Origin of the sequence: Microbulbifer sp. YPW1 (assembly GCF_013367775.1) — a bacterium.
Classification (GTDB): domain Bacteria; phylum Pseudomonadota; class Gammaproteobacteria; order Pseudomonadales; family Cellvibrionaceae; genus Microbulbifer.
On record NZ_CP055157.1, the window covers coordinates 3857691 to 3879755 of the forward strand.

Genomic DNA, 22065 nt, shown 5'->3' on the forward strand with positions numbered 1-22065 from the left:
ACCTGGATTGCGATGATCATCTCTCATTCTGACCATAGCCGAGCTAAGCTGAATGCGCGTGCTGATTTCCCGCTTTTCTCGCTATCAGTGCCCCGAAGTCATTGAGTCACCCAGATTCAAATAATACGGCCGGTCACGGCCCCTTTATCTGTAAACGCCTATCCATAACGTCAGTAAGCCGCGCCTGTCGGGGGAACAGCTATGCCGTTTAAACATATCCTATTGCCACTCGATAGCTCTTCACTTGCCGAAGAAGCTGTCGCACATGCCATCACCCTGGCCCGCAGCAGCGGGGCGGACATTCACCTGTTACATGTGCAGAAATCGCCCTCCCATTCTGATGAGCACTGTACAGACCCGGTGGAGTGGCGTTTGCGCAGGGCGGAATTACGCAGTTATCTCAAGGGGCTCGCCGATCAGATTGCCGAGCAAAAAATTGAAGTGACGCTTTCCATCGTCGAAGGCCGCCCGGCAGAGCAGATTGTCGAATACTGTGAAGAACACGATATCGACCTGATTGTGATTACCGCGTTCGGCAAGGGAGGTATCAGTCGTTTCGACTTCGGTAGCACCGCACAGAAAGTACTCAGTGGCTCCGGACGCTCGTTTATGGTGGTGCGCCCGGTGGGAACGCCGGTGGGCGAAGGAGAGACCGACTACCAGCGGATTCTGATCTCCATGGATGGGTCTCCGCGCTCAGAGTGGGTTGCCTGCCAGATTGCCACGCTGATGCGCGGTCAGAAGGTGGAGATAATCCTGTTGCAGGTAATCGCGATACCGGAGATGCCTCGACGTATGCCCATTACCAAGGAAGAGCATGCGACGCGGGAAAAGTTCGTGGAGTGTAACCGACGCGCCGCCGAGGCCTATCTGGAAGAAATAGCACGGCAGCTGAGGAACGGCATCAAGGTTACGCCGCAGCTACAGATTGCGCAGAATATCGCAGAACACATCTATGCGACTGCGGCCCGGGAGAAGGTGGACCTGATCGCCATGAGTGCCCACGACTGGCAAAGTGGGGCCCAGCAGGTCACCGGCACAGTCTGCCACACCGTAATGTGCCAGAGCGATCTGCCGGTGCTGGTCTTTCAGGATCTCCCGGAAGCCCAGCTACAGGCATTGCGCACTGGTGCCCATATTTGTGAAATTCGTCATCCAACACTTTCTAACGACAGCTCAGCCCAACAATGAAACTGCGACGCGGAAATACCGATCGAATCGGTCGTGCGCGCAAGTTTTTTTCGCGCCGAGCACCATCCCAAAAATCTTCGAGGCATAAGCCAACACCGGTCCCGGAAAACGCGAACGAGCATCTCCAGGATCGCACGGAAGAAATAGCGGCCCTTGCGAAGCGCCATCGCCACCTGATCAGTGAGCGCGAGAAGTTCCCGCTCAAATCCTATCTGCGACACCTGGAAGCCGACTTTCAAACGGTATACCGGCAACTGGCCGCCCGTGTAGAAGCGGGAGAAAAGGGGACCCGCAGTGAAGAGTGGCTGCTGGACAACCGTCATGTGGTTCAGGAAGCGCTCGAAGTGGTGCGGGAGTCTGTACCGCCGAAATACCTCAAGCAGCTACCGAAGATCGCCGGTGAAAACGAAAATACGGATCTGCGGGTCTGGTCCCTGGCTACGGCACTGGTGGGTGAAGTCAGGCAGCCACTGGACCTAGAATCTGTTCACCATCTGGTCGATCAGTACCAGGAAGAGACCATCCTGACCACCGGTGAGCTTTGGGCGCTGCCGGCAGCACTGCGCCTGAGCCTGCTGCAGAAACTGGCAGACTGCGCGGAAGAATCCCTGAAAACAATCGCGCAGCAGGAGGAACCGGAAAGCGTCGGTATCGCCAGTGCGATTATCAGCCTGCGAGAGTTACGTACCTATGATTGGCGTCACTTTGTCGAATCCCTGAGCCGGGTTGAGCGAATTCTGGAGACGGATCCGGCGGGTGCCTATATCGATATGGACTTCGCCACCCGCGACCAGTACCGGGGCGTCATCGAACAGCTGGCGCGGGGCAGTGATACCGCCGAACACCGTATAGCCCAGCGTGTGGTTGAGCTCAGTGATCAGGAGACGGATGACAGCCGGCGGCGACATATCGGTTATTATCTAATCGCCGAGGGGCGGCCATCGCTCGATGCGGCGGTCAATTTCAAGCCGGATTTTCAAAGACGGGTACAGCAGAAGGTGTTGCACAACGCCTCCACCGTCTACTTCTCCACCCTGGCATTCTTTTCTATCCCGCTGCTGATCGCACTGGCGGTCTTCCTACTCGTCAGTGATGTATCTATCGTACTGACGTTGCTCGCGGTTGCCATCGCCGCTGTGCCAGTCGTGGGTATTGCACTGTCATTGGTCAACGGGCTGATTACCCACAGTCTGCATCCACACAAATTGCCCAAAATGGACTTCCAACACGGAATACCGGACGCGTGCCGAACCGCGGTGGTGATGCCGGTGCTGTTTGCCGATTGTGATGACGTTGAGCGGATTCTCCAGTGCCTGGAGATGAACTATCTGAACAATGATGACCAGCAATTGGCCTACGTGATACTCAGTGACTTTGCCGATGCCGAGAGCCAGGCGGTTTCCGGTGACGAGGCGCTATTGCAGTTCCTGACGGACGCCGTCGACGCACTGAATCAGCGTTACAGCGTGGAAGGCGGACGGCAGCCATTCCTGTTACTGCACCGGGAAAGGAACTGGAATGCGGCGGAAAAGTGCTGGATGGGGTGGGAGCGCAAGCGCGGAAAACTGGTTGAATTCAACCGGCTGCTGAAAGGACACGAGGATCATAGCTTTACCACCCAGGTTGGAGATTTTGATCAACTAAAGGGTGTTCACTTTGTTATCACCCTCGATGCAGATAGCCATATGCCGCCAGCAACGGCGGCGCGGCTGATCGCTACCATGGCACACCCCCTGAATCGGCTGGTGATCGACACCGAAGGTCGGCGGGTCATCGCCGGGCACGGATTTTTACAGCCCAGGCTCGAGATTGATCCTGCCGGTGCAGAAGAAACCGTGTTCAGTGAGATCTTCTCTGGTGATCGCACGGTAGACCTGTATACCCACGCGGTTTCCGATGCGTATCAGGATCTGTTCGGGGAGGGTATTTTTGCCGGCAAGGGTATTTACGATCCGAGGGTATTTTCACAAACACTCGCAGGGCACCTTCCGGAAAACACCATTCTGAGCCACGATTTGCTGGAAGGGGCGGTGGGTGGTGCGGCACTGATTTCCGATGCCGTGTTTTACGAGCAGTACCCCCCCAATCTCCTTGCGCTGCTGAAGCGATCCCATCGCTGGATTCGCGGGGATTGGCAGCTACTTCCCTGGCTGCGCAAGCGGGTCACATTGGATAGTGGTGAAAAGGTAGCCAACCCTCTACCCGTCATTCAACGCTGGAAAATCCTCGACAACCTGCGCCGCAGCCTGGAAGCCCCGGCGTTACTGGCCCTTTTTGTTGTGGCCTGGTGCGGCTTGCTGCCCGGTAGCCCACTGGTGTGGACGCTCGGATTGCTGCTGGTTTCCGCAGTGCCTGTCTGGTCGGAGCTGCTTTCGATATTGTGGCAAACGTTGGCGGATCTGCGGCGAGCACCACTGCGACTGCGCAGCGCACCCGCCGTATTGCAACAGCGTGTCCTGCACTGGCTGATGTCTCTGGCCATTCTGCCGGTACAGGCGCTCAATGCGCTGGATGCCATCATTCGCACGCTGTTCAGGCTGGGGATTTCACGTCGCCACCTGCTGCAGTGGACCTCTGCGGCACAGGTCAATCGTTCAGTCAGTACGGGCCTTCCGAGCAGTCGGCGCTGGCGTGCGCTATGGATCGCACCCGCGCTCGCTATTGGACTGATCGTCTGGCTAATTTGGTCGGAACCAGCAAGCCTGCTTGCCGCCGGACCGTTTCTCATCGCCTGGTTGCTGTTGCCAAAGTTGATTCGCCACATCGATCAGCCGCGTAGCTTTGAAAACCAGCAACTCGGGGGGGGCGACAAGCGAGACTTGCGCCTGCTCGCGCGGCGCACCTGGTACTTCTTCGAGCATTTCATGGGCCCCGATGATCACTGGCTGCCACCGGACAATTATCAGGAAGAGCCGGTTGCTGTTCTTGCCCGCCGTACGTCGCCGACCAATATCGGGCTGGGAATTTTGTCCAACCTCAGTGCCTATGATTTCGGGTATCTCGACCTGACCCAGCTTCTCGCTCGGCTGAACAATACCTTCGATAGAATGCGGGGGCTCGAGCGCTATCGCGGCCACTTCCTCAACTGGTATGAAACCCGCGAACTCCACCCGTTGAATCCGCGCTATGTGTCGACGGTGGACAGCGGCAACCTGGCGGGCAGTCTGTTGACGCTGGCGAGTGGTCTCGAAAATTTGGACACCGCTCCCCTCAACGGTCGTCAGCTGGTGCTGGGGATCGCCGATACACTGGGGGTCGTCGGTGAAACCCTTCAGTCGACAAATCCCGAAGCGACACCCACGGAAGTGCGCGAAATCACTGCCCAGATTACGCTGTTACGCGAAAGACTCGAGATCAGGGCGGATGAGGACTCATGGTGGGAGATCATCGATGATATTTACGAGCGCGATGTGCCAGCATTGCACGAACGGGTGCTCGCGCTGATTGAGCGAGATGAGAGTTTCAGTGCGGAATCCCTCGGTCGACTGCGTCACTGGCTTGATGAACTGCACCAGCATGCGGTTGCCGCGCGGCGCTATCAGGAAAACCTGGAGCCCTGGTTGCGGCTGATGAAAGCGCCCCCGGTGGCGTGTCGAGAACAGGGCAGCCAGGCTGCGGAAAGCTTTCGTGCGTTGGCACAGATCCTTGATGGCCCGATCACACTGAAAACCCTGGAACAGACATGCGCGCGTGCCGCACAGCAATTGCAGGGATTGAATGCGGACCTTGCCGCCGTCAGTGAGGCGCAACGAAGCAGCGCAGAAGCCTGGAGCAAGAGGCTGGGCACTGCACTGATGATCGCCCAGGAGAATGCCGTTATTTACCGCAAGGACCTGCACCGGCTGGCGGCCCGAGCTCGGGAATGGGTGCATGAAATGGACTTCGCCTTCCTGTATGACAGCCAGCGGCATCTTTTCCATATCGGCTATAACGTCAATGACGCCTCTCTCGATGCGAACTACTACGATCTGCTGGCATCGGAATCCCGTCTTACCGGATTTATTGCCGTAGCCAAGGGGGATGTGCCGGCTCAGCACTGGCAGTATCTGGAACGTCCTTTCCGGCGCATCCGTCGCCGTGTGGTGTTGATGTCCTGGAGCGCCACCCTGTTTGAATACCTGATGCCGCGGTTGATGATGGAGACCCCGGACCACAGCCTGATAGGCCGAGCCTGTCGCAGTGCGATTGAGGTGCACAGGGAATTCGCCGATCGCTTCGGGGTGCCGTGGGGCATTGCGGAATCCGGATTTTACGAATTGGACAGCCATCTCCACTATCAATACCGGGCGTTCGGCGTACCGGGTATCGGTTTCCGCCGGGATCTTGGCGAACGACTGGTAATCGCGCCCTATGCCTCGATGATGGCGCTGCCGTTCTGCGCGGACAAGGTCATCGAGAACCTGGGTCAGATACGCAGCCATGGCGGTTACGGGCAGTTTGGTCTGCACGAGGCCATCGACTTCGGACGCACCGCCAAGCCGGCGCCGCGCCGCGCGCGCACGGTGCGCTCCTATATGAGCCACCACCAGGGCATGATCCTGCTGGCGATCAATAATTTCCTGCACGACGACGTCATGTTGCAGCGTTTCCACAGTGATGTGCGTATTGCCGGCCTGACGCCGCTATTGCATGAGCGTCTGCCGGCAGCGCCGCCGGCACTGAAACCCTGGAAGCGTCCGGGGGTCGTGCGCACCTTCCATGCAGAGGTCGTACTGGATACGTGGAACGCCGAACCCGCCCGAGCCTACCCGCAGTACAATCTCCTCGCCAACGGTCACTACTCACTGGTAGTGGCCGCAGATGGCGCTGGCGGCAGCTACTGGGACAATATCGCCCTGACCCGTTGGCAACCAGATCCAACCCTCCATCAATGGGGCCGCTTCTGTTACGTACGTGATCTCGACGACGATGTGCTGTTCTCGGTGGGACTGGCTCCCTGCGGGGGCGATGCCAACCGCTGTACAGCGTCTTTTTCGCCACAGGGTGTCGAATTGCAGCGCCGCGAAGCGGAATTATTCTGTCGCCTGCACATCGCCGTCAGCTCACAGCACGATGTCGAAGCACGACGCCTGGTCATCAAGAACGAGAGCAACCGCGAGCGACACCTGCTGCTGGCAGACTTTGCCGAGGTGGTACTGGCGCCGGAGCGCGAAGACCTGCGACATCCCGCTTTCGCCAAGCTGTTTGTCGAGAGCCAATATCTGCCGGAAGAGCAGGTGATGATTTACCGTCGGCGGCCTCGCGGTAGTAACGAGAAACCCATTTACATGGCAGTGAGTGTGTTGGTCCAGGCCGACGTACGTCACCACCTCGGCTGGGAAACGGATCGCACACGCTTCCTCGGTCGTGGCGGATCGCCGGTACGGCCTCAGGCAATGGCCGCAGGCCTGTCAGGCTTCACCGGTATGACCGGCCCGGTACTGGACCCGGTGATTGCCGCAGCGCAGGAAGTGAGGGTGCCCCCCCAATCGGAAATTGAGGTGGTATATCTCACCGGTGTCAGCAAGTCCCGGCAGGAACTGCTGGCAACATTGCGCGCTTACCGCTCTCGCCCCAAAGCGCGCTGGGTATTTGATCTCGCGCGTATGCAGACGGAGCAGGAGCTGCACAATCTGCATATCACCGCCGGTGCAATGCGCTGGATGATGGAACTGTTGTCAGTAGTACTGGCGCCGCTTGGTGGCCTGCGGGCGCCCTCCAGGGTACTGGCGCAAAGTCACCATATTCAGCCCGGCTTGTGGAGCCGGGGAATCTCCGGTGATAACCCGATCCTGCTGGTACATATCACCAGCGAACAGGAAATCGATTTCGCGGAGTCAATTTTACAGGCGCATACCTACTGGTGTGGACGGGGAATTGCCGTTGATCTCGTCATCATTGACGAAGAGTCTGCGGGTTACGAGCAGCAGACCCGAGACCGCCTGCAGGAAATGATCCTCGATATTCGCGGTCGCACGTTGCGCAAACTATCCGGGGCTGTGGTGATGGTGCCGGGCCAGGAACTGCCGGGAGAAGAGCGGATGCGTCTGTTGTCTGCCGCGCGGGCCATTCTCAGCTCATCCGCCGGCACCGTAGCGCAGCAGCTACAGGGCGCTGCCACGTTGCAGGCCCAGCAGCAGGCGTTGCCGCCGTTTGTTCCCGTTCCCCATGGCGATGGAAACCCGCACCAGACACCCGCACTGCAACGTCCTGATGATCTGCTGTTCGACAACGGCCTGGGTGGTTTCTCTGCAGACGGACGCGAGTATGTATTGCATCTGCAGCCGGGCCAGCGCCCCCCGGCGCCGTGGGTGAATGTCATTGCCAACCCGACGTTTGGTTGCCTGGTTTCGGAGGGCGGGTCCTGTTGTACCTGGAGTGGTAATAGTGGCGAGCATCGCTTGACCGCATGGAATAACGACCCGGTGCGCGATCCCAGCGGAGAGGTGCTCTACCTGCGGGATGAGGAAACGGCGGAGGTGTGGACGCCAACGCCCGCGCCGCGGCCGGCAGACGCTCCCTACCAGGTTCGCCACGGCGCCGGCTACAGTGAATTCCGCCACAATAGCCACGGTCTTGAACAGGCGTTGCGGTTTTACACCGATCGAGATGCACCGGTGAAATTTGCCCGTCTCACCTTGCGCAATTGCTCAGAGAACCCGCGACGGCTGACCGCCACCTATTACGTGGAGTGGATTCAGGGGCTGGTGCGGGCAGGCAGTTGGCCGTATTTGGTAAATGAATTTGATTCCGAACACAGCGCGCTACTGGCCCGCAATGCGTTCGTACCGGATGCGCAACCCGGCATCGCGTTCCTGACCGCCAGCCTGCCGCCCCACGGGTTGACCACGGATCGTCACGAATTTCTCGGCAACGCAGTGAGCCTTGAAGCGCCGGAGGCACTGTTCCGAATCGGTCTGTCGGGGCGGGTACAGTGTGGTGGCGACCCATGTGCGGCGTATCAGGTGCATATTGATCTTGGCGCCGGCGAAACCCAGCACATCTATTTCGTAATGGGGGAGGGGGAAGACCGGGCACAGGCGCTTGCGCTGGCCGGAGAATTTCGCAACCCGGAGCGCGCCGAATCCGCACGGGCAGACTTCGAGGAGTTCTGGGAGGAGTACCTCGGCCGCGTACAGGTCGAGGTGCCGGACAAAGCTACAGAGCTGATGGTAAATCGCTGGCTGCCCTACCAGACCCTGGCCTGCAGATTGTGGGGCCGCAGTGGCTTTTACCAGTCCAGTGGAGCCTTTGGATTTCGCGATCAATTGCAAGACGTGCAGGCGCTGCTATGGACGCAACCGGAGTGGACCCGGGAACATATCCTGCGGGCAGCCTCGCGCCAGTTCCAGGATGGCGATGTTCTGCACTGGTGGCATGAAAACCCGTTGCGCGGTGTGCGCACCCGGTGCTCTGACGACTTGCTGTGGCTGCCGTTCGTCACCGCCCAATATATCCGTACCACCGGAGACTACGACATCCTCCATGAGCCGGTGTCCTATCTGCGGGGTGCGCCACTGCAAAAGGACGAGCACGAGCGATACGCCGAATTCCATACCAGTGACGAATCCGGCTCCCTGTACGAACACTGTTGTCGCGCCATCGAGAGAGCGAGTGCCGTAGGACCGCACGGCCTGCCGGTCATCGGGAACGGGGACTGGAACGATGGCTTCAGCCGCATCAGTACCACTGGTCGCGGGGAGTCTGTATGGATGGGCTGGTTCCTGCTGCGCGTGTGTCGCGACATGTCGCCCTTGTGCGAGTACATCGGTGATACCGGCCTCGCGGAGTATTACCGCGCGCTGGGGGAAAATTTCCGCAACCAGGTGGAGGAGAGCGGCTGGGATGGCGCCTGGTACAGGCGCGCCTACTACGATGACGGCACACCAGTGGGTTCCCGGGAAAGCGATGAGTGCAAGATCGACCTGATTGCACAGGCGTGGTCGGTACTCTCGCAGGAGGCACCCACCGATCGCGCGCGGCAAGCCATGGCCTCTGCCTACGAGCACCTGGTTCAGGAGGATGCGCGGCAGGTCCTGTTGCTGAAGCCGGCGTTCGATAAAACCAAGAAAGATCCGGGCTATATCAAAGGCTACCCCCCAGGCATCCGTGAAAACGGTGGCCAGTACACCCACGCCGCCACCTGGTCGGTATGGGCCGCTGGGGGGCTGGAGCACTGCGAGCGCGCCCACCACCTGTTCAGCCTGATCAACCCGATTACCCATACCGATACACCGGAGGGTGTGCAGCGCTATCGCACTGAGCCCTATGTACTCGCGGGCGACGTTTACGGGGTCCCGCCACATGTGGGGCGGGGCGGCTGGACCTGGTATTCCGGCGCATCCGGTTGGCTCTATCGCGGCGCCATGGAAGTATTGCTGGGAGCGAAAATTCTCAATGGCGATCGACTGGCAATAGAACCCTGCCTGCCGACATCCTGGCAGACGTATAAACTGTCACTTGCCTTCAAGCGCAGTCGTTACGATGTCGAGGTGGTGAACTGTGGCGGGTCGCCGCGGGAGATTGCCGAGCTCACATTGAATGGCGAGCGGGTAGGGGAGACGTATCTTCCGCTGAAGGATGATGGGCAGCACCACACGGTGCGCTGGGTGTTCAAGGCGGTCGAGGTCGCCGGTGAAGAATGACTCGGAGTGTGGTGTGGTCGTGAGCGTCACATGGCTCGAAATAGTCGCTCGACGTCGGATTTCTGGCAAAGCTCGGTGCCCTCGGTCATCACCGCAGCCGCCCCGGCGGCGACGCCAAACCTTGCGGCCTCAGGCAGGGTTGTGTCCCGGCACAGGGCGGAAATCAGCCCGCCAACCACAGCATCGCCGGCACCCACTTTACTGCGCAGGCGCACCGAGGGTGCGGCGATCCTCTCCAACCGGTCTGCGGTGGCTAGAAGTATCCCACCGCGGCCCAGGGACAGGATCACAACTTCGGTGCCGTGTTGCTCGATGATTTTGCGGGTGGCGCGCTCGATGGAGGCGTCATCAGACAGCTCGGCGCCCACAAGCTCCTCCATCTCACGCACATTGGGTTTGATCAGGTAGACGCCCACATCGAGCGCGCGGCGCAGCGGCTCTTTTTTGGTATCCACGATGATCCGAATACCTTTCGGAACTGCGCGCAGTAAATCCTCGAACCATTCCGCCGCCGAACCCTCCGGCAGGCTTCCACTAAACACCACATAGCGCACGGAAGTTGGGATTTCTCGTATCTGCTGTATCCAGCGTTGGCGCTCGGTGTCTGCGAGCAGGGGGCCCGGCATCCCGAAGCGGAACAGATTACCGCTGGTCTCCTCCCTTACAATCAGGTTTTCCCGTGTCGGCGCATCGATGGGAATCGGCTTGTGGGAGACACTTTCTTCATCGAGGAACCGCGCGAGTCGCTGACCATTTTCCCCGCCACAGCTCCAGTAAGCGCAAACGTTAGAGCCCAGTCGGCTCGCTACCCGCGCCACATTGATGCCACCACCGCCCGGATAATCTCGCACGTTCGAGCAGGAGAGTTTGCAATCGGGAAGGATTTGTTCGACAGAGACAGTTCTGTCTATACAGGGGTTGAGGGTAATGGTGACAATTGTCATCGGCTTTCCCGACCGGCGTGGAAGCAGGGGATCCGCTCACGCCTTTTGACTAGAGCATTCGCGTGATCATATCGACGCAACGTTGTGAGAAAGCCCATTCGTTGTCGTACCAGGCGAGCACCTTGAGGAATTTATCACCCACCATATAGGTGTCTTTGGTGGTGATAATGGCGCTGTAGGGTTTACCGACAATGTCGCTGGATACCAATTCGCGGTCATCCACCGCCAGGATGTCCTTTAGCGGACCTTCCGCCCAATGCCGGAATGTATTGTTGACCTCGTCGACATTGGTGCCTTTATGTAACGTACATGTCAGATCCAACAGGGAACCGCATTTGATCGGTGCTCTCACCGCGCAGCCGTGTAGCTTGCCAGCCAGCGTCGGCAGAATAAGACCGATGGTGGTCGCGGCCCCCGTGGTGGTGGGCACCAAGTTTGCCGCTGCCGCCCGACCTCGCCGGAGCTTGTTGTTGTGACCATCAACCAGATTCTGCGAGGACGTATAAGCATGGATGGTGTTGATCATGCCATGCTCTATCCCGAATTCGTCATTCAGGACCTTGGCCACCGGCGCCAGACAGTTCGTCGTACAACTCGCAGTGGAGATGATGTTATGCCGATGGCGGTCGTAGCGGTGGTCATTGACGCCCACCACGAAGTGACCGTCGATCATGCTTTGACCGGGGGCCGAAATCAGAACCTTTTTCGCGCCCGCGGTGATGTGTTTCGCGGCTCCTGCTCTGGTGCGGAACATGCCGGTCGCATCAAAAACAATATCGACACCTTTCTCCCCCCAGGGAAGCCTCGTCGGATCGCTTTCCGCGGTCACCGAAATCGTCTGCCCGTCAATAGACAGGACACCATCTTCGCCGTGCACCTTCAGGCCCCGGGTGTGGTAGGTGGTATCAAGTTCCAGCAGATATGCCAGCTCCTTTTCACTGGCCAGGTCATTTACGTGGACAACCTCCAAACCGCCATGATGTGATTCAAGTGCAATTCGAAGTACTTGCCGGCCGATACGGCCCAGTCCATTGATGCCGATTCTCATTCTTTATTTCCTGATATCTGCGTCTATTACCGCAATTGTCATCTGTCTCCTCTCAAGCCTGACCGATGGTTCCTACACTCTGTCTAAATAATAGTTGTGCATGCGTTAGTTCAGCGAACCACACAGCTGTAAATACGCGCAGATTTTTACGGTGGGGACCTCGTGACGACACAGGATTATGTACTACGCGCAGAGGATCTGGAGTTGCTTATCCAGGCTATCCGGGTGCGAGGTCACCAGGTAATGGGTCCGACAGTAAAAAACGGGGCTATCACCTACGGAGAAATTCAGGGCAGCGTAGATCTACCTCAGGGCTGGTCGGATCAGCAGGAGAAAGGCTACTACCGACTAGCCTCAAATCATTCTCAAGCCTATTTTGCCTATGCCGTAGGGGCGGGATCCTGGAAGCAGTTTCTGCAACTGCCCAGACGCCAGGTCTGGGAGGCACGAAAAACTGATGGTGGCCTGAACTTCGTAGAAGTCGTCGACGTTGCACCGCGTGTCGCATTTCTGGGCGTGCGTAGCTGTGAACTGCATGCGATGGAGATTCAGGACCGGGTGTTCTCCGGCGCGCAATTCCAAAACGAAAGCTACGCCGAACGGCGGGGTAATGCGTTCGTGGTCGCAGTCAATTGCACGACGCCCGCGGCCACCTGTTTCTGTACCGCCATGAAAACCGGCCCAAAAGTGAGCTCGCCAGCAGATCTCACCATGACTGAAGTGATCGGTAGTGACGAACACTACTTCCTGATCAAAAGTGGGTCCCAACAGGGCAGTGAAATACTCGGAGAACTGCCACTGACATCCGCCACAGAGAGAGAGCGGAAAGCAGAAGAGGGGGCTCTGCACGACGCGGTTCAACAAATGGAAAACGGGCCCCGACAGTTCGATAATTCAGACGTCAAGGACTTACTGTATCGAAACTACGAAAGCCCGTTGTGGGACCAGGTAGCGGATCGCTGCCTTTCCTGTGCCAACTGCACCATGGCGTGCCCCACCTGTTTCTGTTCTACAGTAGAGGACACCACGGACCTGAGTGGTGACAACGCAGAGCGCTGGGAACGTTGGGATTCCTGCTTTACTGGCGAGTTCAGCTATATCACTGGCGGTTCCGTACGCCCCGATACAAAAAGCCGGTATCGTCAGTGGATGACCCACAAGCTTGCCACTTGGCACGATCAATTCGGAAGTTCGGGCTGTGTCGGCTGCGGTCGCTGTATTACCTGGTGCCCGGTCGGTATTGATTTCACGGAAGAAATACACAAGATGCGCGAGATGGAACAATCATGAAGAGCATGTCCCAGCTATTACATGAGCACCCGTTTTTTAGTCAAATGGAAGCGGAGCATCTCGACTTCATTGCTAATTGCGGCGAAAACCATATTTACAATGCCGGGGAGTATATTGCCCGAGAAAATGCCCCGGCAGATCACTTCTTCCTGATCAGGGATGGCCAGGTTGCGGTGGAGTGCTATGTGCCGAATCACGGGGCGCTCTGCCTGCAGACCTTACACAGCGGTGATATCTTCGGCTGGTCTTGGTTATTCCCCCCTTATCTGTGGACCTTCGATGCGAAGGCCATGGATGAGGTGCATGCAATTCGCCTTGACGGCAAGTGCCTGCGGGAGAAGTGCGAGAGTGACCCGCAAATGGGCTACCAGCTGATGAAGCGTTTCGCCCGCATTATCAGCGACCGGGTAAAGGCTACCCGCGTACAGCTGATGGATGTTTACGGCCAGCAACGTCCGCCGTTAGAAGGCGAAAAATGACACCGGCACTGTTCCGAGTGCGGCGTCGCAGTGAAGAGTACGCGGGTACCTTCACGCTGGATATCCAGCATAAAGAAGGCAACCCGCTTCCACGCTTCGAGCCCGGTCAATTCAATATGCTGTACGCATTTGGCTGTGGTGAAGTCCCGATTTCCATGAGTGGAAAAACCGGCGAAACCGGCGGCTACGTGCACACAATCCGGACCCACGGACTCGTCACCCAATCCCTGGAGCGCTTACGCGAGGGAGATTTACTCGGGGTGCGCGGTCCATTCGGCCAAGGCTGGCCGATGCATAAAGTCGACGGCAAAGATGTGCTGATCGTGGCCGGCGGGTTGGGCCTGGCGCCACTGCGGCCGGTGATATACAGCCTGCTCTCGGGAGCCCAGGCTTGTCGCAGCCTGCGACTGTTTTACGGTGCCCGGCGTCCTCAGGAAATGCTGTATGCAGATGAACTCCGCAGTTGGAGCGCACAAATCCAGCAGGTTCTCTCTGTAGATCATGCGGATGACGCCTGGAGTGGCGCGATCGGCGTTATTACCGGGCCACTTGCAGGCACCGAGATTGATTGTGATAACACCATTGTCTTCCTCTGTGGTCCCGAAGTGATGATGCGGTTTTGTATCCAGACACTGACGGGAAAAGGTCTGCCGGATTCTGCAATCTATCTGTCCATGGAACGGAATATGAAATGTGCCACCGGGCATTGCGGACACTGCCAGTGGGGACCGCAGTTCGTGTGTAAGGACGGGCCGGTATTCGATTACGGGAGCGTGAAGCAATGGTTCAACATTCGCGCGCTCTAGGCGCCGCGCCACCCAAGCCGAAGCTTGCCGTGTGGAAGTTCACCTCCTGTGACGGCTGTCAGTTGAGCCTGCTGGACTGCGAAGACGAACTACTGGCGCTGGCGGACAAAGTTGAGATTGCCTATTTCATGGAAGCGTCCAGCAGCCAACTCCCCGGACCCTATGACCTTTCCCTGGTTGAGGGTTCCATCACCACCGCTGAAGAGCAACAGCGCATCCGCGACATTCGCACCCAGTCCCGAGCACTCGTTGCAATCGGAGCCTGCGCCACAGCGGGCGGGATACAGGCACTCAGGAATTTTGCGGACGTAGATGGATTCATCGCTGCGGTGTATGCCCATCCGGAATATATCGCTACTCTCAAAACCTCAACCCCTGTGAGCAGCCACGTGGCGGTCGATTTCGAGTTAAATGGGTGTCCGATCAATAAATATCAGCTGCTGGAAGTGATCAGCGCATTTTTGCATCGGCGCCCACCGCAGGTGCCAGCACACTCTGTATGTATCGAGTGCAAACAACGCGGCAATATCTGCGTATGGGTAGCCCATGGAACACCGTGTATGGGACCGGTAACCCAGGCGGGCTGTGGCGCTATCTGCCCCAGCTACCACCGCGGTTGCTACGGTTGCTACGGCCCAAAGGAAAACAGTAATACCGCATCCCTGTGCCACTGGTGGGAACAGGAGCTGGGTGCGGACAAGGCCACGGTGATCCAGAACCTGCGTAATTTCAACGCGGCGGCACCGGTATTCGATGCTGCCAGCCGCAATCGGGAAGGCCAGGATGACCAGGAGTAAGACCGTCAAGGTCGATTATCTCGCCCGTGTCGAAGGGGAGGGAGCGCTGTATATCCGCTACGACGAAGATGGTGTGCACGAGGTAAAACTCAAGATTTTCGAGCCGCCCCGGTTCTTTGAAGGTTTCATGCGCGGGCGCGACTACCGCGAGGCGCCAGATATTACCGCACGCATTTGCGGAATCTGCCCCGTTGCTTACCAGATGAGCGCAGTCCATGCGGTGGAGAATGCACTTGGGCTCAGTCTCTCCCCAGAGTTGCACGCCCTGCGACGCTTGATGTATTGCGGGGAGTGGATCGAGAGCCATACGCTGCATATCTATATGTTGCATGCGCCAGATTTCCTCGGGTATCCCAGTGGCGTCGCCATGGCCAAAGATCATCCAAAAACCGTACAGGACGGTTTGCAGATGAAAAAGGCGGGTAACGAGATAGTGCGTTTGCTAGGAGGGCGTGAGGTCCACCCGATCAATGTGCGGGTGGGCGGATTCTACCGGCTGCCTACGCACCCCGAGCTGGGTGAGTTACGGGACAAGTTGCTGCGCGCGAGAGACCTGGCCATTGAAACCGTACGCTGGGCGGCTTCACTGCCTATTCCGGACTTTGCACGGGCACCTGAAAATACCTACGAGTTTGTCGCGCTATCGGACCCGCAAGAATACCCGATGAATCGCGGACGTATTGTATCTACGCACGGGCTGGATATTGCCGTGAGCGACTACGATGATCACTTTCACGAAACGCATGTAGAATACAGCAATGCCCTGCACAGTGAGCGGGTGGGGCGGGGAGCTTACTTCCTCGGCCCTATGGCCCGGTATAACCTGAATTACGAGCGGCTGTCACCGCTGGTAAAGCAAATCGCGGGTGAGGTGGGCTTCCCGTCTTTTTGTTCAAATCCCTTTGCCAGCATTGTGGTACGCAGCCTGGAAGTACTCTATGCGTTCGACGAGGCAGTGCGGATCATCGACAACTACCGGGCACCACAAGCCCCGTATATTGACACAGCACCGAGGCCATCCACGGGGTGTGCCGCAACGGAAGCGCCGCGAGGCCTGCTTTTCCACCGCTATGGTATCGACGCATCCGGCCAAATAGATGATGCAAAAATCGTCGCCCCCACATCGCAGAACCAGAAAACCATCGAAGATGACCTGCGCCTGATGCTTCCGCAGTACATGCATCTCGCAGAGGCTGACCTCCAGGCCCGCTGTGAACAGGCCATTCGCAACTATGATCCCTGCATCTCCTGTTCCACCCACTTCCTCAAGCTACATCTGGATCCGGTGAGGCCAGGATCGTGAGTGACTGGGCCATCATCGGAGTGGGTAACCGGTTTCGAGGGGATGATTCCGTGGGACCTTACGTTGTGCATCGCCTGCGCAGCCAGCTGACGCCATCCATCCCCTGCATAGAGAACAATGGCGATATGAGCAACCTGATTGAGGACTGGAGAGATCGGCACGTCTGCCTGGTCGACGCAGTACAGACTGCAGCCTATCCGCCTGGGGAAGTAGTGCGTCTCAATGGTCTCAAACAGGATATTCCAGCGAGCCTCTGTCGTACCTCCAGCCACGGCCTGAACATTGGCGAAGCGCTGGAATTGGCTAGGGCATTGGAGGCAATGCCGGCACACCTGGAAATATATGCAATCTGCGGACGGGATTTTTCATTCAGTGCAGGCCTGTCAGCGCAGGTGAAGGCCGCGGCGCAACAGGTGATGCGGGAAATTCTTGAAAAAATACAGCTACAGACAGGAGGTCTGTAATGCACGAACAGTCACTTATCAGGAATCTGGTGAATACGATTCAGGGACTCGCAGCGGAAGAAAATGCCCGGGTGTTAGCGGCCAAACTCCGGCTGGGCGCGCTCGCGCATATCTCGGCTGATCATCTGCGTGAACACTTTCAACAGGAAACCGACGGAACGGCCCTGCAAGGCTTGCGGTTGGACATTGTCGAGCAGTCGGATATCCATCACCCCGAAGCCCAGGACATCATTCTGGAAAGTCTCGAGTTTCAAGCGGACGATGAACAACGAATCCCTTGAGCGACGCCGCTTGCAACTCACCGGTATCGTTCAGGGGGTTGGATTCCGGCCATATATCTATCGGCTGGCAGGGCGGTACAGTCTGTGCGGATGGGTCGCCAACCATACCGCGGGCGTTAGCCTGGAAGTACAGGGAAGCAAATCCCGGCTGCGCAAGTTTACTCAGAGCCTGTCGCGGGAACTGCCGCCCCATGCAGAAATCCATTCCCTGACCTGCGAACAGATACCGCTACAAGAAGATACGGGGTTTTCCATCCGGGAGAGCGATACCAGCGCCGCTCCCGCAGCACTCATATTGCCGGATCTGGCGCCCTGTGATGCCTGTCTGCAGGAACTGTTCGATAAGCAAAACCGCCGATTCCGCTATCCATTCCTTAACTGTACCCACTGCGGCCCACGTTTCAGTATTGTCGAGCGCCTGCCATACGATCGGGCAAATACCGCAATGGAGCGATTCCCTCTTTGTGAAGACTGTCACGCGGAGTACATTGATCCCGGAAACCGGCGCTTTCATGCCGAACCCAATGCCTGTGCAGTGTGTGGGCCACAGTTGGCGTACTGCGCTGCGGATGGAACGCCGCTTGCCACCGGCGAAGACGCCTTTCGGCAGGCGGTGGAAGCGATCCGAACCGGCCATATTGTTGCCATCAAGAACGTCGGTGGGTTCCAGTTAATTGCCGATGCGGCCCGGGGCGATGTCGTTGCAGGTCTCCGCTACAGGAAACAGCGTCCCAACAAGCCGTTTGCCTTACTGTACCCGCACATAAACAGCGTACACAGAGACTGCTACGTTAGCGCGCAGGAAGAACAGCAGCTCCTTGCGCCGGAGCGAGCGATCCTAATATTGCGGGCCAGGTCAGTTGCGCGGGAAAACCTGTGCGAGCAGGTCGCGCCGGGCAATCCCAATATTGGCGTGATGTTGCCCAGCTCACCGCTGCATTACTTGCTGATGCACGATCTGCCGCGACCGTTGGTTGCGACCAGTGGCAACCTCGCCGGTGAGCCAATCTGCATCGACAACCAAGAGGCATTGCAGAGACTGGCCCCGATTGCAGACGGGTTTCTGGTGCACAATCGGCAGATACTGCGCCCGCTGGACGATTCCATTGTTCGTGTGATGGATGGCCAACCTGTGATATTGCGCCGCGCGCGAGGGTACGTACCTCGTCCGCTCGGGCTGCCGGACAGGCCGGCACAGGGCGCCGCGATACTGGCCGCGGGTGCCGATCTTAAAAACACGGTTGCTGTTGCGCGCGGCAATACCGTATTTACCAGCCAGCATATCGGCGATCTTGAGAATCGTATCGCCATGGCGCACTTCATAGCTACCGTTGATGACCTTACACAATTGTACGGCGACAAGCGTGCCGACTTGAAAGTGGCCCGTGTGACCTGTGATCTGCACCCGGGCTTCCTCTCGACCCGATGGTGCCAGCGGCGTGCTGGCCAGTTAATGCACGTACAGCATCACGTGGCCCATTTCTTTTCATGCTTAGCAGAGCATGCCGACCCTGGGCCGGCACTGGGAATCTGTTGGGATGGGACGGGTTTCGGCGAGGACGGGACGCTGCGCGGCAGTGAGTTTCTCTATTGGAACGGCGCGGGCCAGGTTCGGCGGCTGGCGAGCCTGCGCGAGTTTCCGCTGCCCGGGGGTGAACTGGCGATACACGATCCTCGCCGAACCCTGGCCGGGCTGTTATTTGAGCATCTCGGTCCGAATGCACTGAATCCTGCGAGCCAATCCGGCACGCTACTGCGGCAAAAATTCAGTGCGCAAGACCTGTCAAACCTCGAGCGCATCCTGGCGCGGAAACTCAATACCCCCATTTGCTCCAGTGTCGGGCGGCTGTTCGATGCCGTATCCGTACTGCTTGGCATTGTGGAAGCCACCACGTTCGAGGGCCAGGCGGCAATGGCACTGGAGTTTGCGACACAGGAGTCAGAGCACGGCAGCAGCTACCCGTTTGAATTGCATCGGGAGGGCGCTGTCTGGAAGCTTGACTGGGGTCCGATGCTTGCGGCCCTGATCGAGGATCAGGCAGCCGGAGCGAAGATCCCCTACATGGCCACCGCGTTCCACAATACGCTTGCGCAGATGGCACTATCGGTAGCCATACGCTCTGCAGAGAACAAAGTGTTCCTGTCTGGAGGTGCGTTCCAGAACAAGCGGCTGCTGGAGACAACCTCGCAGCTGTTGCGCGAGGCCGGGTTTCGGGTACACAGCCATAGCAAGGTTCCCCCGAATGATGGTGGTATCGCAGTGGGGCAGATTTACTACACCCGTTGTATGGGCAATAACAGCCGCCTATCCATGGCAAATGGAAAAGCCGAGCGTGAAAACCAGTAATGAACAAGGTACCAGAGGAGGGTAGTCACCCGTGTGTCTTGGGATTCCCGGTCTTGTAGAAGAAATACTGAATAGTGAACCCCTGGAGCGCAGTGCGCGGGTTCGGTTCGGCGGTATCAGTAAGGAAATCAATATCGCCTTTGTGCCGACAGTCGCAGTTGGTGACTATGTAATCGTGCATGTGGGGTTTGCGATTAGTGTCATTAATGAAAGCGAAGCAAAGCGGGTATTTCGCTATCTAGAGGAAATCGGAGATCTGGAAGATCTCGGGTAATGTCACCAGGGAAATGGCCGATGAAATATCTGAATGAATATCGCGGGCGAGAAGGCATAAGAAAGATTGTTGCTGAGTTGCATCGAACCACCACCCGCGCCTGGACATTGATGGAAGTCTGCGGCGGGCAAACACATGCGATCGCCAAATATGGATTACAGCAGTTACTTCCGCCGGAGATAGAGCTGTTGCATGGCCCTGGCTGTCCGGTGTGTGTGACATCACTGGATATCATCGACCAGGCAATTGCCATTGCCTCGAGACCTGATGTGATCTTCTGTTCCTTCGGCGATATGCTCCGGGTTCCCGGAACTGACCGGGACCTGCTGGCGGTAAAGGCCGCTGGTGGAGATGTGCGTACGGTTTATTCACCAATGAATGCGCTGGAGCTTGCGCGGACGCATCCCGATCGCCAGGTTGTGTTTTTTGCAATCGGCTTTGAAACCACGGCACCCGCGAATGCCATGGCGGTGTACCAAGCCCACCGGCAAGACGTAACCAACTTTTCCCTGCTGGTATCCCAGTTCCTGGTCCCCCCGGCGATAGACACCATCTGCGCCGATGCGGACTCGCGCGTTCAGGGGTTTCTTGCCGCCGGGCATGTCTGTGCAATTACGGGCTTTGAAGAATACCTGCCACTCGCGAACAAAATACGACGTCCCATCGTGGTTACCGGATTTGAACCTCTGGATATTCTCGAAGGTGTCCTGATGTGTGTGCGTCAGCTGGAGCAGGGCAAGTATGAAGTTCAGAACCAGTACGCACGCGCGGTTTCCAGCGAAGGCAATATCCCCGCGCGGGAGATGTTGCAGCGGGTATTTGAAATATCTACCCAGAGCTGGCGCGGGGTGGGGAATATCCGCAGCAGCGGATTGCTGTTGCGCCAGGAGTTCGCTGCGTTTGACGCCGGCCAGCGATTCCCGATGGATTTCCAGGTTCGGGAGGATACCAGCGGCTGTATCAGTGGGCGGATAATGCAGGGGCTAAGTAAACCCGATGACTGTCCGCACTTCGGCAACAAGTGCCGTCCACAAAGCCCTCTGGGCGCTCCGATGGTATCTACCGAAGGTCCCTGCGCGGCCTATTATCGATACGGCACTCGCCCACATCATAATCAGGAACCCCGCCATGAACATTGAGTGTCCGCTTCCGCTGGATCAATTGGCCACTGAATCCGATGAAGTGATTCGGCTGGGCCATGGCAGTGGCGGGGAACTTACCCAGCGTTTACTGCGGGATTTTATTTTTCCCTATATTGACAATTATTGGATTCAACAGGGGCATGACAGCGCAAAGTTGCCGGTAGACAACGGGAGCCTGGTATTTACCACCGACTCATTCGTAGTGTCCCCGTTGTTTTTCCCCGGTGGCGATATTGGAAAGCTTGCCGTCTATGGCACGGTCAACGATCTGGCCATGAGTGGCGCCCGTCCGAAGTACCTGAGTTGCGGGTTGATTCTGGAAGAGGGGCTACCGATCAAGACCCTTGTACGTATCATGTATTCCATGGGCACTGCCGCTGCAGAAGTCGGCGTGCAGCTGGTGACTGGCGATACAAAAGTCGTGGAGAGGGGCAAGGGTGACGGGATCTATATCAACACCTCTGGAATTGGCGTGCTCGGCGCTACTCGCGAAATCTGTCCGCAGCAGATTGTCGCTTCCGATGTGGTCATTCTGTCTGGCGATATTGGCCGGCACGGGATGGCGGTCATGGCTCAGCGTGAAGGCCTCGAGTTTGAAAGCCCGCTGCTCAGTGACTGTGCGCCGCTGTGTGATCCCGTCGCGGCGCTGCTGGCCGCTGGAATTGAGGTTCACTGCTTGCGGGATCTCACACGGGGCGGGCTTGCCACCGCGCTGGTGGAACTCGCCGAGTCATCGGGCATGGGCATACAGGTTGAGGAAGGCTGTATTCCGGTCAGTGAACCCGTGCAGGGCGCCTGCGAGCTGCTCGGGCTCGATCCCATGTATGTGGCCAACGAAGGCCGCTTCATCCTGTTTGTGCCAGCGCAACAGCAACAACAAGCGCTAGAGATCCTGACAGCGATTCCGGTCTCCATAGACAGTCGTGTCATTGGTCGGGTTTCCAGCCTGGCCGGTGCGGAAGTCACCTTGCAGAACTCATTAGGCTGCGAACGGCTACTGTATCGTTTGCCCGGTGAGCAGTTGCCCAGAATCTGCTAAGTTGCGGTAGCGTATCAGGCCGACATACCGCCACAG

General features: G+C 57.9%; 15 protein-coding genes. 13 read left to right on the forward strand and 2 right to left on the reverse strand.

The window, feature by feature from the left end; all coding sequences use genetic code 11:
- Positions 1 to 201: 201 nt before the first annotated feature.
- Together HUW35_RS15660 and HUW35_RS15665 are read left to right on the forward strand one after the other, a co-directional pair.
- Complete coding sequence (locus tag HUW35_RS15660) at positions 202 to 1191, forward strand: universal stress protein (RefSeq protein WP_181253163.1); 990 nt, start codon at positions 202 to 204, stop codon at positions 1189 to 1191.
- Entirely contained in the window at positions 1188 to 9815 is an 8628-nt protein-coding gene (locus tag HUW35_RS15665; protein ID WP_181253164.1) for a GH36-type glycosyl hydrolase domain-containing protein, read from the forward strand. Before HUW35_RS15660 ends, HUW35_RS15665 begins: the two co-directional genes overlap by 4 nt.
- Positions 9816 to 9841: 26 nt before the next feature.
- Here HUW35_RS15665 and HUW35_RS15670 read toward each other — a convergent pair whose 3' ends face one another.
- Complete coding sequence (locus HUW35_RS15670) at positions 9842 to 10759, reverse strand: 1-phosphofructokinase family hexose kinase (protein WP_181253165.1); 918 nt, start codon at positions 10757 to 10759, stop codon at positions 9842 to 9844.
- A 49-nt stretch (positions 10760 to 10808) separates the two neighbouring features.
- Complete coding sequence (gap, locus tag HUW35_RS15675) at positions 10809 to 11807, reverse strand: type I glyceraldehyde-3-phosphate dehydrogenase (protein WP_181253166.1); 999 nt, start codon at positions 11805 to 11807, stop codon at positions 10809 to 10811.
- Between the two features lie 162 nt (positions 11808 to 11969).
- Here gap and HUW35_RS15680 point away from each other — a divergent pair, with 162 nt between their 5' ends.
- From HUW35_RS15680 to hypE, 11 genes are read left to right on the forward strand one after another with little or no spacing between them, the layout of a single operon-like run.
- A complete protein-coding gene (locus tag HUW35_RS15680; RefSeq protein ID WP_255463339.1) occupies positions 11970 to 13097 on the forward strand; it encodes a 4Fe-4S dicluster domain-containing protein in 1128 nt (375 codons plus the stop codon).
- Positions 13094 to 13576 (forward strand): cyclic nucleotide-binding domain-containing protein, encoded by a 483-nt coding sequence (locus HUW35_RS15685; protein ID WP_181253167.1) that lies wholly within the window; start codon positions 13094 to 13096, stop codon positions 13574 to 13576. Before HUW35_RS15680 ends, HUW35_RS15685 begins: the two co-directional genes overlap by 4 nt.
- Complete coding sequence (locus HUW35_RS15690) at positions 13573 to 14382, forward strand: FAD/NAD(P)-binding protein (RefSeq protein ID WP_181253168.1); 810 nt, start codon at positions 13573 to 13575, stop codon at positions 14380 to 14382. The genes HUW35_RS15685 and HUW35_RS15690 overlap by 4 nt, the downstream gene beginning before the upstream one ends.
- Positions 14358 to 15179 carry an oxidoreductase gene (locus tag HUW35_RS15695; RefSeq protein ID WP_181253169.1) on the forward strand — a complete coding sequence of 274 codons (822 nt, stop codon included), beginning with the start codon at positions 14358 to 14360 and terminating at the stop codon, positions 15177 to 15179. The genes HUW35_RS15690 and HUW35_RS15695 overlap by 25 nt, the downstream gene beginning before the upstream one ends.
- Positions 15166 to 16482 carry a Ni/Fe hydrogenase subunit alpha gene (locus HUW35_RS15700; RefSeq protein WP_181253170.1) on the forward strand — a complete coding sequence of 439 codons (1317 nt, stop codon included), beginning with the start codon at positions 15166 to 15168 and terminating at the stop codon, positions 16480 to 16482. Before HUW35_RS15695 ends, HUW35_RS15700 begins: the two co-directional genes overlap by 14 nt.
- Positions 16483 to 16502: 20 nt before the next feature.
- Positions 16503 to 16946, forward strand: coding sequence for a hydrogenase maturation protease (locus HUW35_RS15705; RefSeq protein ID WP_255463620.1), 444 nt, complete (start codon positions 16503 to 16505; stop codon positions 16944 to 16946).
- Complete coding sequence (locus tag HUW35_RS15710) at positions 16946 to 17227, forward strand: hydrogenase/urease maturation nickel metallochaperone HypA (protein WP_181253172.1); 282 nt, start codon at positions 16946 to 16948, stop codon at positions 17225 to 17227. Before HUW35_RS15705 ends, HUW35_RS15710 begins: the two co-directional genes overlap by 1 nt.
- Positions 17208 to 19574, forward strand: coding sequence for a carbamoyltransferase HypF (gene hypF, locus HUW35_RS15715; protein ID WP_181253173.1), 2367 nt, complete (start codon positions 17208 to 17210; stop codon positions 19572 to 19574). The genes HUW35_RS15710 and hypF overlap by 20 nt, the downstream gene beginning before the upstream one ends.
- A gap of 31 nt (positions 19575 to 19605) precedes the next feature.
- Complete coding sequence (locus HUW35_RS15720; RefSeq protein ID WP_181253174.1) at positions 19606 to 19848, forward strand: HypC/HybG/HupF family hydrogenase formation chaperone; 243 nt, start codon at positions 19606 to 19608, stop codon at positions 19846 to 19848.
- Positions 19849 to 19868: 20 nt separating this feature from the next.
- Positions 19869 to 20987 carry a hydrogenase formation protein HypD gene (gene hypD / locus HUW35_RS15725; protein WP_181253175.1) on the forward strand — a complete coding sequence of 373 codons (1119 nt, stop codon included), beginning with the start codon at positions 19869 to 19871 and terminating at the stop codon, positions 20985 to 20987.
- Complete coding sequence (gene hypE / locus HUW35_RS15730; protein ID WP_181253176.1) at positions 20977 to 22029, forward strand: hydrogenase expression/formation protein HypE; 1053 nt, start codon at positions 20977 to 20979, stop codon at positions 22027 to 22029. Before hypD ends, hypE begins: the two co-directional genes overlap by 11 nt.
- Positions 22030 to 22065 lie beyond the last annotated feature (36 nt).

Coding starts and splice junctions, on each gene's coding strand:
- HUW35_RS15670 (WP_181253165.1), bottom strand. CDS start 10,759: ATGACAATTGTCACCATTACCCTCAACCCCTGTATAGACAGAACTGTC.
- HUW35_RS15700 (WP_181253170.1), top strand. CDS start 15,166: ATGACCAGGAGTAAGACCGTCAAGGTCGATTATCTCGCCCGTGTCGAA.
- HUW35_RS15690 (WP_181253168.1), top strand. CDS start 13,573: ATGACACCGGCACTGTTCCGAGTGCGGCGTCGCAGTGAAGAGTACGCG.
- hypE (WP_181253176.1), top strand. CDS start 20,977: ATGAACATTGAGTGTCCGCTTCCGCTGGATCAATTGGCCACTGAATCC.
- hypD (WP_181253175.1), top strand. CDS start 19,869: ATGAAATATCTGAATGAATATCGCGGGCGAGAAGGCATAAGAAAGATT.
- HUW35_RS15685 (WP_181253167.1), top strand. CDS start 13,094: ATGAAGAGCATGTCCCAGCTATTACATGAGCACCCGTTTTTTAGTCAA.
- gap (WP_181253166.1), bottom strand. CDS start 11,807: ATGAGAATCGGCATCAATGGACTGGGCCGTATCGGCCGGCAAGTACTT.
- HUW35_RS15665 (WP_181253164.1), top strand. CDS start 1,188: ATGAAACTGCGACGCGGAAATACCGATCGAATCGGTCGTGCGCGCAAG.
- hypF (WP_181253173.1), top strand. CDS start 17,208: ATGAACAACGAATCCCTTGAGCGACGCCGCTTGCAACTCACCGGTATC.
- HUW35_RS15695 (WP_181253169.1), top strand. CDS start 14,358: ATGGTTCAACATTCGCGCGCTCTAGGCGCCGCGCCACCCAAGCCGAAG.
- HUW35_RS15660 (WP_181253163.1), top strand. CDS start 202: ATGCCGTTTAAACATATCCTATTGCCACTCGATAGCTCTTCACTTGCC.
- HUW35_RS15710 (WP_181253172.1), top strand. CDS start 16,946: ATGCACGAACAGTCACTTATCAGGAATCTGGTGAATACGATTCAGGGA.